The 14,366-nt window shown below is 65.6% G+C and carries 15 protein-coding genes; 7 read left to right on the top strand and 8 right to left on the bottom strand.

Annotation, left to right across the window (positions count from 1 at the left end):
• Positions 1-29 precede the first annotated feature (29 nt).
• The 5 genes from ACVILL_RS13035 to hslV form a co-directional block, all read right to left on the bottom strand.
• Positions 30-1,154: a hypothetical protein gene (locus ACVILL_RS13035; RefSeq protein WP_456729409.1), complete on the bottom strand. Its 1,125-nt coding sequence runs from the start codon at positions 1,152-1,154 to the stop codon at positions 30-32.
• 151 nt (positions 1,155-1,305) lie between these two features.
• Entirely contained in the window at positions 1,306-2,610 is a 1,305-nt protein-coding gene (gene hslU, locus ACVILL_RS13030) for an ATP-dependent protease ATPase subunit HslU (protein ID WP_456729408.1), read from the bottom strand.
• A 43-nt stretch (positions 2,611-2,653) separates the two neighbouring features.
• Positions 2,654-3,250 carry a DUF2585 domain-containing protein gene (locus ACVILL_RS13025; RefSeq protein ID WP_456729407.1) on the bottom strand — a complete coding sequence of 199 codons (597 nt, stop codon included), beginning with the start codon at positions 3,248-3,250 and terminating at the stop codon, positions 2,654-2,656.
• Complete coding sequence (locus tag ACVILL_RS13020) at positions 3,247-3,732, bottom strand: GNAT family N-acetyltransferase (RefSeq protein WP_456729406.1); 486 nt, start codon at positions 3,730-3,732, stop codon at positions 3,247-3,249. The genes ACVILL_RS13025 and ACVILL_RS13020 overlap by 4 nt, the downstream gene beginning before the upstream one ends.
• A gap of 2 nt (positions 3,733-3,734) precedes the next feature.
• On the bottom strand, positions 3,735-4,292 hold the full coding sequence (gene hslV, locus ACVILL_RS13015) for an ATP-dependent protease subunit HslV (protein WP_057020343.1): 558 nt from the start codon (positions 4,290-4,292) through the stop codon (positions 3,735-3,737).
• Between the two features lie 183 nt (positions 4,293-4,475).
• On the opposite strand from hslV, the gene hisB reads away from it, so the two are divergent.
• From hisB to coaA, 7 genes are all read left to right on the top strand, one after another.
• Entirely contained in the window at positions 4,476-5,069 is a 594-nt protein-coding gene (hisB, locus tag ACVILL_RS13010; RefSeq protein WP_456729405.1) for an imidazoleglycerol-phosphate dehydratase HisB, read from the top strand.
• 87 nt (positions 5,070-5,156) lie between these two features.
• Positions 5,157-5,687 (top strand): DUF2628 domain-containing protein, encoded by a 531-nt coding sequence (locus tag ACVILL_RS13005; RefSeq protein ID WP_456729404.1) that lies wholly within the window; start codon positions 5,157-5,159, stop codon positions 5,685-5,687.
• Positions 5,684-6,334 carry an imidazole glycerol phosphate synthase subunit HisH gene (gene hisH / locus ACVILL_RS13000; protein ID WP_456729403.1) on the top strand — a complete coding sequence of 217 codons (651 nt, stop codon included), beginning with the start codon at positions 5,684-5,686 and terminating at the stop codon, positions 6,332-6,334. Before ACVILL_RS13005 ends, hisH begins: the two co-directional genes overlap by 4 nt.
• On the top strand, positions 6,331-7,059 hold the full coding sequence (gene hisA / locus ACVILL_RS12995) for a 1-(5-phosphoribosyl)-5-[(5-phosphoribosylamino)methylideneamino]imidazole-4-carboxamide isomerase (RefSeq protein ID WP_456729402.1): 729 nt from the start codon (positions 6,331-6,333) through the stop codon (positions 7,057-7,059). Before hisH ends, hisA begins: the two co-directional genes overlap by 4 nt.
• A gap of 70 nt (positions 7,060-7,129) precedes the next feature.
• Complete coding sequence (gene hisF / locus ACVILL_RS12990; protein WP_456729401.1) at positions 7,130-7,906, top strand: imidazole glycerol phosphate synthase subunit HisF; 777 nt, start codon at positions 7,130-7,132, stop codon at positions 7,904-7,906.
• Between the two features lie 108 nt (positions 7,907-8,014).
• Positions 8,015-8,338, top strand: coding sequence for a phosphoribosyl-ATP diphosphatase (locus ACVILL_RS12985; protein ID WP_456729400.1), 324 nt, complete (start codon positions 8,015-8,017; stop codon positions 8,336-8,338).
• Positions 8,339-8,370: 32 nt separating this feature from the next.
• Complete coding sequence (coaA, locus tag ACVILL_RS12980; protein ID WP_456729399.1) at positions 8,371-9,327, top strand: type I pantothenate kinase; 957 nt, start codon at positions 8,371-8,373, stop codon at positions 9,325-9,327.
• 167 nt (positions 9,328-9,494) lie between these two features.
• On the opposite strand, the gene ACVILL_RS12975 is transcribed toward coaA, so the two are convergent.
• From ACVILL_RS12975 to ACVILL_RS12965, 3 genes are all read right to left on the bottom strand, one after another.
• Positions 9,495-11,744: a response regulator gene (locus tag ACVILL_RS12975; RefSeq protein ID WP_456729398.1), complete on the bottom strand. Its 2,250-nt coding sequence runs from the start codon at positions 11,742-11,744 to the stop codon at positions 9,495-9,497.
• Between the two features lie 103 nt (positions 11,745-11,847).
• The gene (locus ACVILL_RS12970; RefSeq protein ID WP_456729397.1) at positions 11,848-12,375 is read right to left on the bottom strand and encodes a hypothetical protein; all 528 of its coding nucleotides are present in this window, start codon (positions 12,373-12,375) and stop codon (positions 11,848-11,850) included.
• 132 nt (positions 12,376-12,507) lie between these two features.
• Positions 12,508-14,058, bottom strand: a complete 1,551-nt coding sequence (locus ACVILL_RS12965) for a YifB family Mg chelatase-like AAA ATPase (protein WP_456729396.1) — start codon at positions 14,056-14,058, stop codon at positions 12,508-12,510.
• Positions 14,059-14,366: the final 308 nt, after the last annotated feature.

The following is a 14,366-nucleotide window of genomic DNA, read 5'->3' as shown; positions in this document are numbered from 1 at the left end:
TTTGCGCTGAGATCATGCTCCAAAAAAATTCAGAACGGCCGGACGATCCCGACGCGCGGGATCAGCGTGACGAACCAGCCTGATATCGTCGTCTTGCGATCATCGGACGGAATCAGCGGCACGTCCTTTGACGTCGGCAACATCCTGGTGGCGTGCAGCATCAGGAACATGCAGACCGCCCAGTTCGAGATCCAGCGCGAATAGTCGAACACGGTCACGAACATCACAAAATAGCCGGCGCTGATCATGACGAGCGCGGCTAGCACGATCCGCCGGTGCAGCTCGCTCGCTAGCGCGCCGATCAGCCGCGCGAAATAGCGCCACAGTGGCGTGTGCAGCCAGATCAGGAGCGCAAAGACCGGAACGCCCGGGATGTTCGAAGGCATGCGTGCCCAGGTGTCGGTGAACTCCTTCGACAGCGGCTGGTACCAGATGTAGCCGAACTGAAGCAGATCGGTGCGTGACGGATCGGCCATCCGGCTCTGCAGGTGGCGGAGGAATTCGTCATAGGGCACGTCGACCGTGCCGGCGAATTGCGCGACCAGGAACAGGATGCCGACCGCGGCGAGCGCCGCCAGCCCGGTGGCGATGTTGCGCGATGTTGTGGTCTGCACGAGGTAGAAGCGCAGCACCACGATCGCCGCGATGGTCGGCACATACATCAGGACGAAGATGTGGTGGACCAGGATCAGCACGACCGAGAACGCTGCTGCAATCAACACGTACACGACCGAGCGCGCCGGGATCAGCAGCAACACGATCGCCAACGCACAGCCATAGATGTCGAAATGGCCGAGCGTGTGCATGAAGTTCTTCAGGAAGAACGGCGATCCCGCGATGAAGACGAACAGTGGCCAATGCGCGTCGTCGAAGCCGAAGGTGCGGCGGAACAGCTTGATGAACAGCCCGAGCGTCACCAGCCAGATCGCGCCGGCCAATGCGAACACCAGCCACACCGGCACCTTGTCGGTGAACAGCGACACGATCGCGCCGACCAGCGCGCGCTTGGTGAAGCCGTAGTGATAGTCGACCAGCAAATGGATGTAGGGAACGAACGGCGGCAGCGCGATCTTGTGCAGGAACACCCCGGCCAGCACGGCCGCGTTGACGGCCAGCATCAGGCGCCAGGGGTCTTGCCACATTCGCAGATTCATTCGCCCACCTACGTCGTCCCGGCGAAAGCCGGGACCCATAACCACGACGGTCGGTTTGTAAACGGGATGCCGGCCCGAGTCTTGGCTCAATACGGGCAGCGGTGGTTATGGGTCCCGGCCTTCGCCGGGACGACGGCGGAGAGCGACGCGGTTACAAAATAAACCGGCTCAGGTCAGCGTTCTTGGCGAGGTCGCCGACATGCTTGGTCACGTAGTCGGCGTCGACCTGGATGGTCTCGCCGTGACGATCAGGGGCGGTGAAGGAGATCTCGTCCAGCACCCGCTCCATCACGGTCTGCAGCCGTCGCGCGCCGATATTCTCGACCGTGGAGTTCACCGCAACCGCGACGTCGGCGAGCGCGTCGATCGCGCCGTCGGTGATATCGAGCGTCACGCCCTCGGTCTTCATCAGCGCGACGTATTGCTTGATCAGCGACGCTTCCGGCTCGGTCAGGATCCGGCGCATGTCGTCGCGGGTCAGCGCCTGCAGCTCGACGCGGATCGGCAGGCGGCCCTGCAGCTCCGGCAGCAAGTCGGACGGCTTGGCGATATGGAAGGCGCCGGAGGCGATGAACAGGATGTGGTCGGTCTTGACCGCGCCGTGCTTGGTCGAGACCGTGGTGCCCTCGATCAGCGGCAGCAGATCGCGCTGCACGCCCTCGCGGGAGACGTCGCCGCCGGCGCGGTTCTCGCGCACGCAGATCTTGTCGATCTCGTCGAGGAACACGATGCCGTTGTTCTCGACGACGCTGATCGCTTCCTGCACCAGCTGATCGGTGTCGAGCAGCTTGTCGGATTCCTCGTTGACGAGGATCTCGTGCGAGCCTTCCACGGTCAGGCGGCGGGTCTTGCTGCGGCCACCCATCTTGCCGAAGATGTCGCCGAGCGAGATCGCCCCCATCTGGGCGCCGGGCATGCCCGGGATTTCGAACATCGGCATGCCGCTGCCGCCCGACTGCGTCTCGATCTCGATTTCCTTGTCGTTGAGCTCGCCGGCGCGCAGCTTCTTGCGGAACGACTCGCGGGTCGCCGGGCTCGACCCCGGGCCGACCAGCGCATCCAGTACGCGCTCCTCGGCGGCAAGCTGGGCGCGGGCCTGGACGTCCTTGCGCTTGCGCTCACGGGTTTGCGAGATCGCGACCTCGACGAGGTCGCGGACGATCTGCTCGACGTCGCGGCCGACATAGCCGACCTCGGTGAATTTGGTGGCCTCAACCTTGAGGAACGGCGCGCCCGCGAGCTTGGCCAGCCGCCGCGCGATCTCGGTCTTGCCGACGCCGGTCGGCCCGATCATCAGGATGTTCTTGGGCAGAACCTCCTCGCGCAGGGAACCGGCAAGCTGTAGCCGTCGCCAGCGGTTGCGCAGCGCGATCGACACCGCGCGCTTGGCATCGGTCTGGCCGACGATGAAGCGGTCAAGTTCAGAAACGATTTCGCGGGGGGAGAAGTGAGTCATTGGCTCTAGCTAGGTTGAAATCATGGTCTCGGCAAGCGGCAGTCTAGAGAAGTGGTGGCCCGGCCTGCCACTGCCTGATTGCCTCGAACGGGTGAATCAGCATGATGACGTTCAGGGTCAGATTGTCGCGAATGTGAAGCAGCAACACGGTTTCGAACACAACCCCGAGCGCGACGGTTGCGGCGATCGGCAGCCGGTGGGCGAGCAGGAAGCCGAGAACCATCGCGAGCGTGTCCGACACCGAGTTGACGATGGTGTCGCCGTAATAGTCGAGCGAGATCGTGCCGGCGCGGTAGCGCTCGATGATCCAGTTGGAGTTCTCGACCAGCTCCCAGCTGCCCTCGATCAGCATCGCGACAATCAGCCGCCCCGGCCAGGCGAGGCGTGGCAGCAGCAGGAAGGTCAGGCCGTAGAACAACAGGCCATGCAGGATGTGCGACAGCGTGTACCAGTCGGCGATGTGCTGCGAATTCTCCGAGCTCTGAACCGTGCCATGCCAGAGCTTGACATAGCCGCAGGCGCAGATCGGCAAGCGACCCATCGCATAAAGCAGCGTCGCTTGCAGTGCGAGCAGCGCGGCGGCGATCGCGAGCCATTGCCACGCGGAGGCGCCGGTCGCGGGCTTGGGCGCAAGCGTCATGCGTCGCGGACCATCAGCAGCGCCGGACCGTCCGGCGTATCGACCATTCCTGCGTCCTGAAAGCCTGCCTTTGCGTAGGCGCGAACCGCGCGCGCATTGGCCGGATCGGGATCGGTGACGATGCGTGGCGCGCCCTGCGCCAGCCGTTCCTCGACAAAGGCGCGGATCAGCGCCGAGCCGTGGCCGCGTGCGATCATGTCGGGCTCGCCGATGAAGAGATCGATGCCGCGGGTGCCTTCCGGCTGCCTGCCGAAGCCGGAATTCCATGCCGTCAGATCATAGCACTGGATGTAGCCCAGATCGGACTGTTCGGTTGCGACGATGAACTGGTCCATCGCCGGCTCGTCGAGGTCGCCGCTGACCAGCACATATTGCTCGGCCGGATCGCCCCACCATTGGCAGACATGCGGCAGTGCCAGCCAGCGCTTGATCTGCGGCAGGTCGGCCGCCGTCATCGGGCGGAAATGGTAGGCGTCGGCCATGCTCAGCCGCCGATCGTCTCGATCGTCACGTTCCGGTTGGTGTAGACGCAGATGTCGGCCGCGATATCCAGCGCGCGGCGGACGATGGTCTCGGCGTCCTTGTCGGTGTCGACCAGCGCGCGGGCCGCGGCAAGGGCGTAATTGCCGCCGGAACCGATCGCCATGACGCCGGATTCGGGCTCCAGCACGTCGCCGGTGCCGGTCAGCACCAGGGAAACGTCCTTGTCGGCCACGATCATCATGGCCTCCAGCCGGCGCAGATAGCGGTCGGTTCGCCAGTCCTTGGCGAGTTCGACGGCCGCCCGGGTCAGCTGCCCCGGATACTGCTCCAGCTTGCTTTCGAGCCGCTCGAACAGGGTGAAGGCGTCGGCCGTGGCGCCGGCAAAGCCGCCGATCACGTCGCCCTTGCCGATCCGGCGGACTTTCTTGGCATTGGCCTTGATCACGGTCTGGCCGATCGAGACCTGCCCGTCGCCGCCGATAACCACCTTGCCACCCTTGCGGACGGTGCAGATCGTGGTGCCATGCCAGACCGGCAGCTCATTTGGGGATGCTTGCATACGTTACCTCTCTTCCGGGCAGATTTAGGCGGTCGGGCAGGGGGTTACAATCGGGGTGGTTTAGCAACGATTTCCGGTCACCATGGCCCGAAGTTGGGGCGTTTCGAGGTCATCCCGCAGTAGCGAAGGTGACATCAGCCTGTTAAAAGACCGGCGTTTTCGGCACGGGAAAGCTTAATCTTCATGCGCACGGCAACCATCAAGCGCAAGACCAAGGAGACCGACATCGAGGTGACGGTCAACCTCGACGGAGCGGGCGTATCCACGGTTTCGACCGGGATCGGCTTCTTCGACCATATGCTCGACCTCCTGGCCCGGCATTCGCGCATCGACATCACGGTGAAGGCGGATGGCGACCTCCATGTCGATTACCACCACACCGTCGAAGACGTCGGGATCGCGCTCGGGCAGGCCGTGAAGCAGGCGCTCGGCAACATGGCCGGCATCACCCGCTACGCCTCGATCCACATGCCGATGGATGAGACGCTGTCGCGCGTCGTGATCGATATTTCCGGCCGCCCGGTGCTGGTGTTCAAGGTCGAGTTCCCGCGCGACAAGATCGGAGAGTTCGACACCGAGCTGGTGCGTGAGTGGTTCAACGCCTTCGCGATGAACGCCGGCGTGACTCTCCACGTCGAGACCCTATATGGCGAGAACAGCCATCATATCTCCGAATCCTGCTTCAAGGGTTTGGCGAGGGCGCTCCGGACAGCGGTCGCGATCGATCCGCGTGCCCAGGGCGAAGTGCCCTCGACCAAGGGTCAGCTCGGCGGCTGATCCCGGGGGCATGATCCGGAAACGGTGGCACCGGTTTTCCGAAAGATCATGCTCCAGAATAAAGGTTCATCCTCGGCGGAGCGTTCGATGCCGGTCTATACAGTGCATGCCCCCATGGCCAACGGCGCCGATCTCGCGGCGACCGACAAGTTCGTCTTCGTGCGCGACGGCTTCCATTTCTGGGCCGCGGTTGCGGGCGCGCTCTGGCTGGCCTGGAACAGGCTGTGGCTGGCGCTGATCGGCTGGCTCGTCCTCACCTTCGTGATCGACTACGGGCTGGCCAGGCTCGGCATCGGCCGCAGCGCGATCTTCTTCGTCGACCTCGTGCTGATGCTATTGCTCGGCCTTGAGGCCGCAACCCTGCAACGCTGGACGCTGTCGCGACGCAGATGGCGCCAGCTCGACATCATCGTGGCCGACGATACGGATACCGCCGAGCGCCGCTTCTTCGAGCGCTGGACCGCGCGGCATCGCGGCGGCTTCAACGACCAGCGGTCTGTCGATCGCGGCGGGCCGCCGCCGACCCGCGACGTTCCGGGTCAATCGTTCTCAAAACCCCCGCCGATGCCGCAGGGCGGCATCATCGGATTGTTTCCAGAGCCAGGAGGATCGCGATGACCGTTGCAATCATCGATTACGGCTCCGGCAATCTGCATTCGGCGGCAAAAGCCTTCGAGCGCGCCGCGCGCAGCATGGAGGATCCGCAAGCCATCAAGGTGACGCGCGATCCCGACGCGGTGTATCGCGCCGATCGGATCGTGCTGCCCGGCGTCGGCGCGTTCGCCGATTGCCGCCGCGGCGTCGACGCGGTCGACGGCATGCTCGAAGCGCTGACCGAGGCGGTGCGGATCAAGGCGCGGCCGTTCTTCGGCATCTGCGTCGGCATGCAGCTGATGGCGACGCGCGGCAAGGAGCACGTGATCACCGAAGGCTTCAACTGGATCGGCGGCGATGTCGAGAAGATCGAGCCGCGCGACGAGCGCCTGAAGGTCCCGCACATGGGCTGGAATACGCTCGACATGGTGCGCGAGCACCCGGTGCTGGAGCGGCTGCCGCTCGGGCCGAAGGGACGTCACGCCTATTTCGTGCACTCCTATCACCTCAACGCCGCCGACGAGGCGGACGTGCTGGCGCGTGCCGACTATGGCGGGCCGGTGACCGCGATCGTGGCCAAGGACACCGCCATCGGCACCCAGTTTCACCCCGAGAAGAGCCAGCGCTTCGGCCTCGCTTTGATCTCCAATTTCTTGAAGTGGAAGCCGTGATTCTCTTTCCAGCGGTTGATCTGAAGAACGGCCAGTGCGTGCGCCTGGAGCAGGGCGACATGGCGCGCGCCACCGTGTTCAATCTCGATCCGGCGGCGCAGGCGCAGAGCTTCGCCGTGCAGGGTTTCGAGTATCTCCACGTCGTCGATCTCGACGGCGCCTTCGCCGGCAAGCCGATGAATGCGCATGCGGTCGAGGCGATGCTGAAGGCCGTCAAAATGCCGGTGCAACTCGGCGGCGGTATCCGCGACCTCGCAACCATCGAGGCCTGGCTCGACAAGGGCATCACGCGGGTCATCATCGGCACCGCGGCGGTGCGCGATCCGGAGCTCGTGAAGGGCGCGGCGAAGAAATTCCCCGGTCGAGTCGCGGTGGGCCTCGATGCGCGCGACGGCAAGGTCGCGGTCGAGGGCTGGGCCGAGACCTCGCATGTGACCGCGCTCGAAATCGCACAGCGTTTCGAGGATGCCGGCGTCGCCGCGATCATCTTCACCGACATCGCGCGCGACGGCCTGCTCAAGGGCCTCAACCTCGATGCGACCATCGCGCTCGCCGACCGCATCTCGATTCCGGTGATCGCCTCCGGCGGCTTCGCCTCGATCGACGACGTCAAGGCGTTGCTGGAGCCGCCGGCGAAGAAGCTCGCCGGCGCGATCGTCGGCCGCGCGCTCTACGACGGTCGGCTCGATCCCGCCGCCGCGCTCAAGCTGATCCGCAGCGCGTAGCTATGTTTGACGCGTTTTCTTCACGCGAACCGGGATCCACTTCGCTGGAAAACGCTATCGGGAGAGACACATGTTCAAGGTTCGCGTGATCCCCTGCCTCGACGTCAAGGACGGGCGCGTGGTCAAGGGCGTCAACTTCGTCGATTTGCGCGACGCCGGCGATCCGGTCGAGGCCGCGATCGCCTATGACGCTGCCGGCGCCGACGAGCTCACCTTCCTCGACATCACCGCCACCCATGAAAACCGCGGCATCATCCTCGACGTGGTGCGGCGGACGGCGGAGGCCTGCTTCATGCCGCTGACCGTGGGCGGTGGCGTGCGCACCGTCGACGACATCAAGACCCTGCTGCGGTCCGGCGCCGACAAGGTCTCGATCAATTCGGCGGCCGTCAGCCGGCGCGAATTCGTCAAGGAGGCGGCCGAGAAGTACGGCGAGCAATGCATCGTGGTCGCGATCGATGCCAAGCGGGTCAAGCGCGCCGGCGGCTCGGACCGCTGGGAGATCTTCACTCATGGTGGGCGTAATGCCACCGGGATCGATGCCGTCGAATATGCCCAGGAGGTCGTCGCGCTCGGCGCCGGCGAAATCCTGCTGACCTCGATGGACCGCGACGGCACGCGGCAGGGCTTTGACCTGCCGCTGACAAGGGCGATTGCGGACAGTGTCCCCGTACCGGTTATCGCATCAGGCGGCGTCGGCAATCTCGATCATCTGGTCGATGGCGTCCGCGAGGGTCACGCCACCGGTGTGCTGGCGGCGTCGATCTTCCACTTCGGGGAATTCACCATCCGCCAGGCCAAGGATCACATGGTACGCGCCGGTCTGCCGATGCGCCTCGATCCCTAGCGCGGGGCCTGGAAACGTCGTGATCTGGGACTCCTTGTCACAAAAATGCTAAGTCCTCAGTTAGGGATGGCGCCGACCGGTGCCGGTGCGCATGTTTGAGTTGAGTTGATGTCGCGTTTCACGGTCCACGATCTGGCCGCCACCATCGATGCCCGTGCTGCAACGGGCGGAGAGGCGTCCTACACCCGCAAGCTGCTCGACAAGGGCGCGGAGCACTGCGCGAAGAAATTGGGCGAGGAAGCGGTCGAGACCGTGATCGCCGCGGTCGAGAATGACCGCGATCACCTCATCGCGGAAAGTGCCGATCTCGTGTTTCACCTGCTGGTTCTGTTGAAATCACGCGGCGTGAAGCTGGAGGATGTCGAGGCCGCGCTGGCGAAGCGCACTTCGATGTCGGGACTGGAAGAGAAGGCGTCGCGCAAGCGCGACTAGCGCCAATGATCGAGCGCATGGAGAGGGGCGTCATGGACATCCGGGCACCAGATCAGCAATACAACCCCTACCGCGTCTTCACGCGCCAGCAATGGTCGCATCTGCGCGACGATACGCCGATGACGCTCGAGCCGGGCGAATTCGATCGTCTGCGCTCGATGCACGACCGCCTCGATCTGCAGGAGGTCGAGGACATCTACCTGCCGCTGTCGCGGCTGCTCTCGATCTATGTCGACGCGACCCAGCGCCTGTATTATTCGCAGCGCCAGTTCCTTGCGATCCGCGATCGCAAGATGCCCTACATCGTCGGCGTCGCCGGCTCGGTTGCCGTCGGCAAGTCGACCACCGCCCGCGTGTTGCAGGCGCTCTTGGCGCGATGGTCGCCGCGGCCGAAGGTCGACCTGATCACGACCGACGGTTTCCTGTTTCCGAATGCCGTGCTCGAGCGGCAGGGCATCATGCAGAAGAAGGGCTTTCCGGAAAGCTACGACCTGCCGACGCTGCTGTCGTTCCTCAGCGACATCAAGGCGGGGCGGCGTCGCGTGCGCGCGCCGGTGTATTCGCATCTGACCTACGACATCGTGCCCAACAAGTGGGTCGAGATCGACCAGCCCGACATCCTGATCGTCGAGGGCGTCAACGTGCTGCAGACCGGGCGGCTGCCGCGCGACGGCAAGGCGGTGCCGTTCGTCTCCGACTTCTTCGACTTCTCGGTTTACATCGACGCCGACGAAGCGGTGCTGCGGGAGTGGTACATCAAGCGCTTCCTGGCGCTGCGCGACACCGCGTTCACCGATCCGAGGTCCTACTTCCACCGCTATGCGCCGCTGTCGGACGAGGAAGCCACCGCGACCGCGATCGCGATCTGGGAGCGCACCAACCTCGCCAATCTCGAGGACAACATCCTGCCGACCCGCCCGCGCGCGACGCTGATCCTGAAGAAGGGTGCCGATCACGTGGTGCAGTCGGTCGCGCTGCGCCGGCTGTAGTTGTTATCCCACCAAGCCGGCCACGTCACAGCTGTCGTCCAGGCGAAGGCCGGGACCCATGCTCCGCGGCCCCCGCAAAAGGCACGCGGCGAGACGGTCGTTCGCCAATTGACGTTGGTGGCTATGGATCCCGGCCTTCGCCGGGACGACAGCGAATTTACGGCTACCTACGCCGCGATATGCCGTGCGGCGGCGAGGCCCGCCAGCGCTTCTTCCAGCTTCTCGCGATCGAGCGGCTTGATCAGAAAACCATCCATGCCGGCTTCGAAGCAGGCATAGCGGTCTTCCACCAGCGTATTGGCGGTCAGCGCCAGGATCGGGGTCCGGCGGATGGACTGGCCCGCTTCATGGGCGCGGATCTGCTTGGTGGTCTCGATGCCGTTGAGGCGCGGCATCTGGATGTCCATCAGCACGAGATCGTAGGGCATGCCGGCTGACGTCGCCGAGAGCCAGGACTCCATTGCCTGCTCGCCATTGGTCGTTATGACGACGGTGTGGCCGAGCCGGGTGAGCAGCGAGCGCATCAGCAGCGCGTTGATCTCATTGTCCTCGGCGACCAGGATCGAGAACCCCTTGTCCGGCGGACTGGACCCTGGCGCGGTGGACGCGACCTCCGCGACGGCCTCGCTCGCAAGGCTTGGTGCCGCGATTTCGGGTGACGCGGTCAGGCGTGCGGCGAGCGACGACGCGCGCAACGGCTTGACCAGGTAGCCCGTGAACATGGGTGTCTCGGACGTCGAAAGGTCCTGACGCGTCGCCGGCGTGAACATCACGATGCGATGGGTCGCATGGATGCGGGCGGCGCTGGCGAACGCTTCCATCGCCGGCGTGCCGAGCGTGTGGTCGATCAGGATCGCGTGCCAGCTCCGCTCCGGCAGCAGCGCCTCGGCGACATTGGCGTCCGACACGATGCAGGTCTGAGCGCCCCAGCGCTGCAACCGCCGCGAGATCAGCGAGGCCTCTATGCTGTGTGGCGCGACCAGCATGATCGACTGGCCGGCGAGGTCGGGTGCGGTGAAGCTGTTGGCCGCGCCGGTATCGGCGGCGGCGAGCGGGATCGACACCTCGAAGGTCGAGCCCGCGCCCGGCGTGCTTGCAAGCGTGATTCGGCCGCCCATGCGCTTGACGATGCGGTCACTGATCGAAAGCCCGAGGCCGGTGCCGCCATAGCTGTGCGCGATGCGGTCATCGGCCTGCTCGAACTCCCGGAAGATGCGCTGCTGCGCTTCCGGTGCGATGCCGATGCCGGTGTCGCGAACCAGGAAGCTGATCTCGTTCGGCCAGATGCCGGGCTCGACGATCAGCGCCACGCCGCCGGTCGTCGTGAACTTGATGGCGTTGCCGGCGAGATTGAGCAGCACCTGACGCAGCCGCGCGGCGTCGCCGGTCACCTGCATCGGCAGCCGCTCGTCGACGTAAGCGGCGATCTCGATGCCTTTGGTTTGCGCGCGCGGCGCCAGCAGCTCGGTGATGTCCTCGATCAGGCCGGACAGCGCGAAGGCGCGATGTTCGAGATCGATCTTGCCGGCCTCGATCTTGGAATAATCGAGCAGCTCCTCGATCAGCGTGAGCAACGCGTCGCCGGACGTCTTGACCGCCTTGACGTAGGTCATCTGCTCCGGCGTCAGCTGGGTGTCCATCAGCAATCCGCTCATGCCGATGATGCCGTTCAGCGGCGTGCGGATCTCGTGGCTCGCCATCGCAAGGAAGCGCGACTTGGCGCGGTTGGCGGCATCGGCCTGGTCGCGCGCTTCGGCCAGCGCGCGTTCGCTCTCGGTGCGGTCGGTGACGTCGCGGCCGACGCTCTGCATCTCGGCGGGCGCGCCGGCATCGTTGCGCACGAGACCCTCGCGCCAGGCGATCCAGCGCGGCCCGAGCGGTCCTTCGACCTTCTGGTCGTAGACGCGGGTCCCGCTGGGTTCGAGCGCGGTGTCGCCCTGCTCCAGCACGGTCAGCGTGGCGGTGCTGTCGATCAAATTGTCGCGCGAGATCTGGGCGAGCTCGCAATAGGCGTCGTTGGCATAGGTGATCCGTCCCTCGAGGTCGCGCAGCACGATCAGGTCGCCCTGCGCCTCGAACAGTTTGCCGGCGCGCTGCTCGGCCTCCTGCAGTTCCCAGTTGCGGTCGGCCATCGCCTCATTGTGCGTGGCGATGGTGCGCAGCCTCTTGCGCATCAGCCGCAGGCGGATGCCGAGCGTCACGATCCAGAGGCAGGCGAGCGCGAACAGGAAGCTGACCCCGATCGCGAATGCATTGGGGTCGTAGCCGCTGTGCTGCGAGAGCGCGCCCGAAATGAATCCGAAAGCGCCGCCGAATGCGACCGAGAAGATCGTGAAGGAACGGACGATCGTCGCGACCCAGGAATGGCGACGCAGGAAGCGGCGAAGGCGCAACTTGATCCGGAAGAAACGCCCCATCAATGGTGGCCCTGAGATAGCTTGATCCGGCGATAAAGATGCGTCGGCCACCTTGCAAAGTGCTTGAGGTTGGTGGCCGTTTCGCGCTGCCCTCGGAACAAGGTTAGCGGGAGGTTAACTCCGCCACGACCCGGCTCGGGACGTGCGGCGCAAGCTCCGGCGATGCCGCTTCCGCCTCGAGGCGGCGATGGCCGCCGCGAGCGCTGACGATCAGGGCCGCGGCATCGCGCACCGAGAACGTCTTCGACTGCACGTAGACGCGGTAGTCGGCCGGCCCATCGCCATGCGAAAGATAGATGATGGGGCCGGTCGCGGTCGGATCGCCGGAAATCCCGACCAGCTGCGGCACGGCGTTGCTCGCGCATGCCCCGGCCTCGGCATCGTCGATGTCGTCGATCACCGTGAAGTCGGCGGCGTCGGCACTGTCGGCGATCTGGACCCGGACGGTGGCAAGGCTGGGGTCGTCGGTGAAGCTGACGTGAAGCTGTGCCAGCCAGGGTGCCGATGCGATCTGCATCGTGGTCCCGCCCACCTCGATGCAGGGGCGGGGACCCGGCAGGAATTCGGCGCGGGCAAATACCGCGGCCACGGCAAGGGGGACCACCGAGGCCAAAACCTTCAAACGCAACATGACACAACTCGCTCGACCCAAGCTTGCCGCGGACCGCGGTGCTTATGGTTTGCGGAGCGTAAATGGGAGTGGTTACCGTCACGTTGACGCGCGCGAAACCGGCACGAATCGAGACGGCGCTTCCGGTTAGGATCAGGCGGCGCGGCGCAAATCGTCGGCCAATGCACGATAGGACAGCGCTTCGGCGAGGTGCAGCCGGCCGATCGTATCAGTGCCGTCGAGATCGGCGAGCGTGCGCGCCACCCGCAGCACGCGGTGATAGCCGCGCGCGGTAAGGTGCATGGTCTCGGCCGCCTCGCGGAGCAGCTTCTGCCCATGCGTATCGGGCTGCGCGATGGTCTCGAGCAGCGAGCTCGGCGCCTCCGCGTTGGTGCGGACATGCGGCATGCCGGCCGCCGCATAACGCGCGAGCTGGATGTCGCGTGCAGCGGCGACGCGCGCGGCGACCTCGGCCGATCCCTCCGCCGGCGGCGGCAGGATCAGGTCCGCCGCCGTCACGGCGGGCACCTCGATCCTGAGATCGATGCGATCCATCAGCGGGCCGGAGATCCGCATCTGGTAATCGGCAGTGCAGCGGTCGAGCCGACCGCGCTTGCAGGAATAGCCGGGCTCGTAGGCGTGGCCGCAGCGGCACGGATTCATCGCTGCGACCAGCATGAAGCGCGCTGGATAGGTGACGCGGTGGTTGACCCGGCTCACCGAAACCTCGCCGTTCTCCAGCGGCTGGCGCAGCGAATCCAGCACGCGCGGATCGAACTCCGGCAATTCGTCGAGGAACAGCACGCCCTGATGCGCGAGCGAGATCTCGCCCGGCCTGGCGCGCATGCCGCCGCCGGTCAGCGCGGCCATGCTGGCGGAATGATGCGGACTGCGGAACGGGCGCCGCGCGGTCAGCGCGCCGTCGCGGATCTCGCCGGCGACGGAGGCGATCATCGAGACTTCGAGCAGCTCCGACGGCGACAGTGGCGGCAGGATCGAGGGCAGCCGCGCCGCCAGCATCGACTTGCCGGCGCCGGGCGAACCCATCATCAGCAGGTGATGCCCGCCGGCGGCCGCGATCTCCAGCGCGCGTTTGGCGCTCTCCTGGCCCTTGATGTCGCGCAGGTCGAGCAGCGTTTCCTCGCGCGCCTCGTTCTGGTCTTGCACCTTCGGCTGCGGCCGCGACAGCACCTGCGTGCCCTTGAAGTGGTTGGCGATCTGGATCAGCGAGTGTGCCGCAATGATCTGGATGTCCGGGCTGGCCCAAGCGGCTTCCGAGCCGCAGGCGGCCGGACAGATCAATCCCTCGTCCCGCGAATTGGCGCCGATTGCCGCGGGCAGCACGCCGGCAACGGCTGCGATCGAGCCGTCGAGCCCGAGCTCGCCGAGCACGGTGAAGCCGTTCAGCGCATCCGGCGGGATCGCGCCGATCGCCGCCATCAGGCCGAGCGCGATCGGCAGGTCGTAATGGCTGCCCTCCTTGGGCAGGTCGGCGGGCGCGAGGTTGACGGTGATGCGGCGGGCGGGAAGCGCGAGGCCGGAGGCGATCAGCGCCGAACGCACGCGTTCGCGGGCTTCCGACACCGCCTTGTCGGGCAAGCCGACGATCGCGAACGCGGGCAATCCCGGCGCGACCTGCACCTGCACGTCGACCGCGCGGGCCTCGATCCCCTCGAATGCGACGGTGGAAACGCGCTGAACCATGCTGCCCCTATCTTCCGCAATCGAGGGTAGCGGAATCGGGCGGCAAGTGCAAGAACATTACAAGAACGTTCGCGGCGCCGAGGGCTGGTCGCCCGGTGCCAATTCACCGCGCGGCGCATCCGCTCCTGGCCGGTGCGGAAGCGTCGGGCGTCGCTCGCGATGACGCATGCCTCGCGCGATCGAACGCAGCTCGCGTCGTCGACAACTGCAGGAATCATTTTCAAGAATCATTCCAGCACGCGCGAGCCTCGCGCACATTGTCGCAGCGCGTTGCCGATTTCCTTGCCGTTTCAGTGATCGCGCACTGA

Source organism: Bradyrhizobium sp. USDA 3364 (genome assembly GCF_054056355.1).
This window is presented reverse-complemented; position numbering and strand designations above follow the sequence as displayed.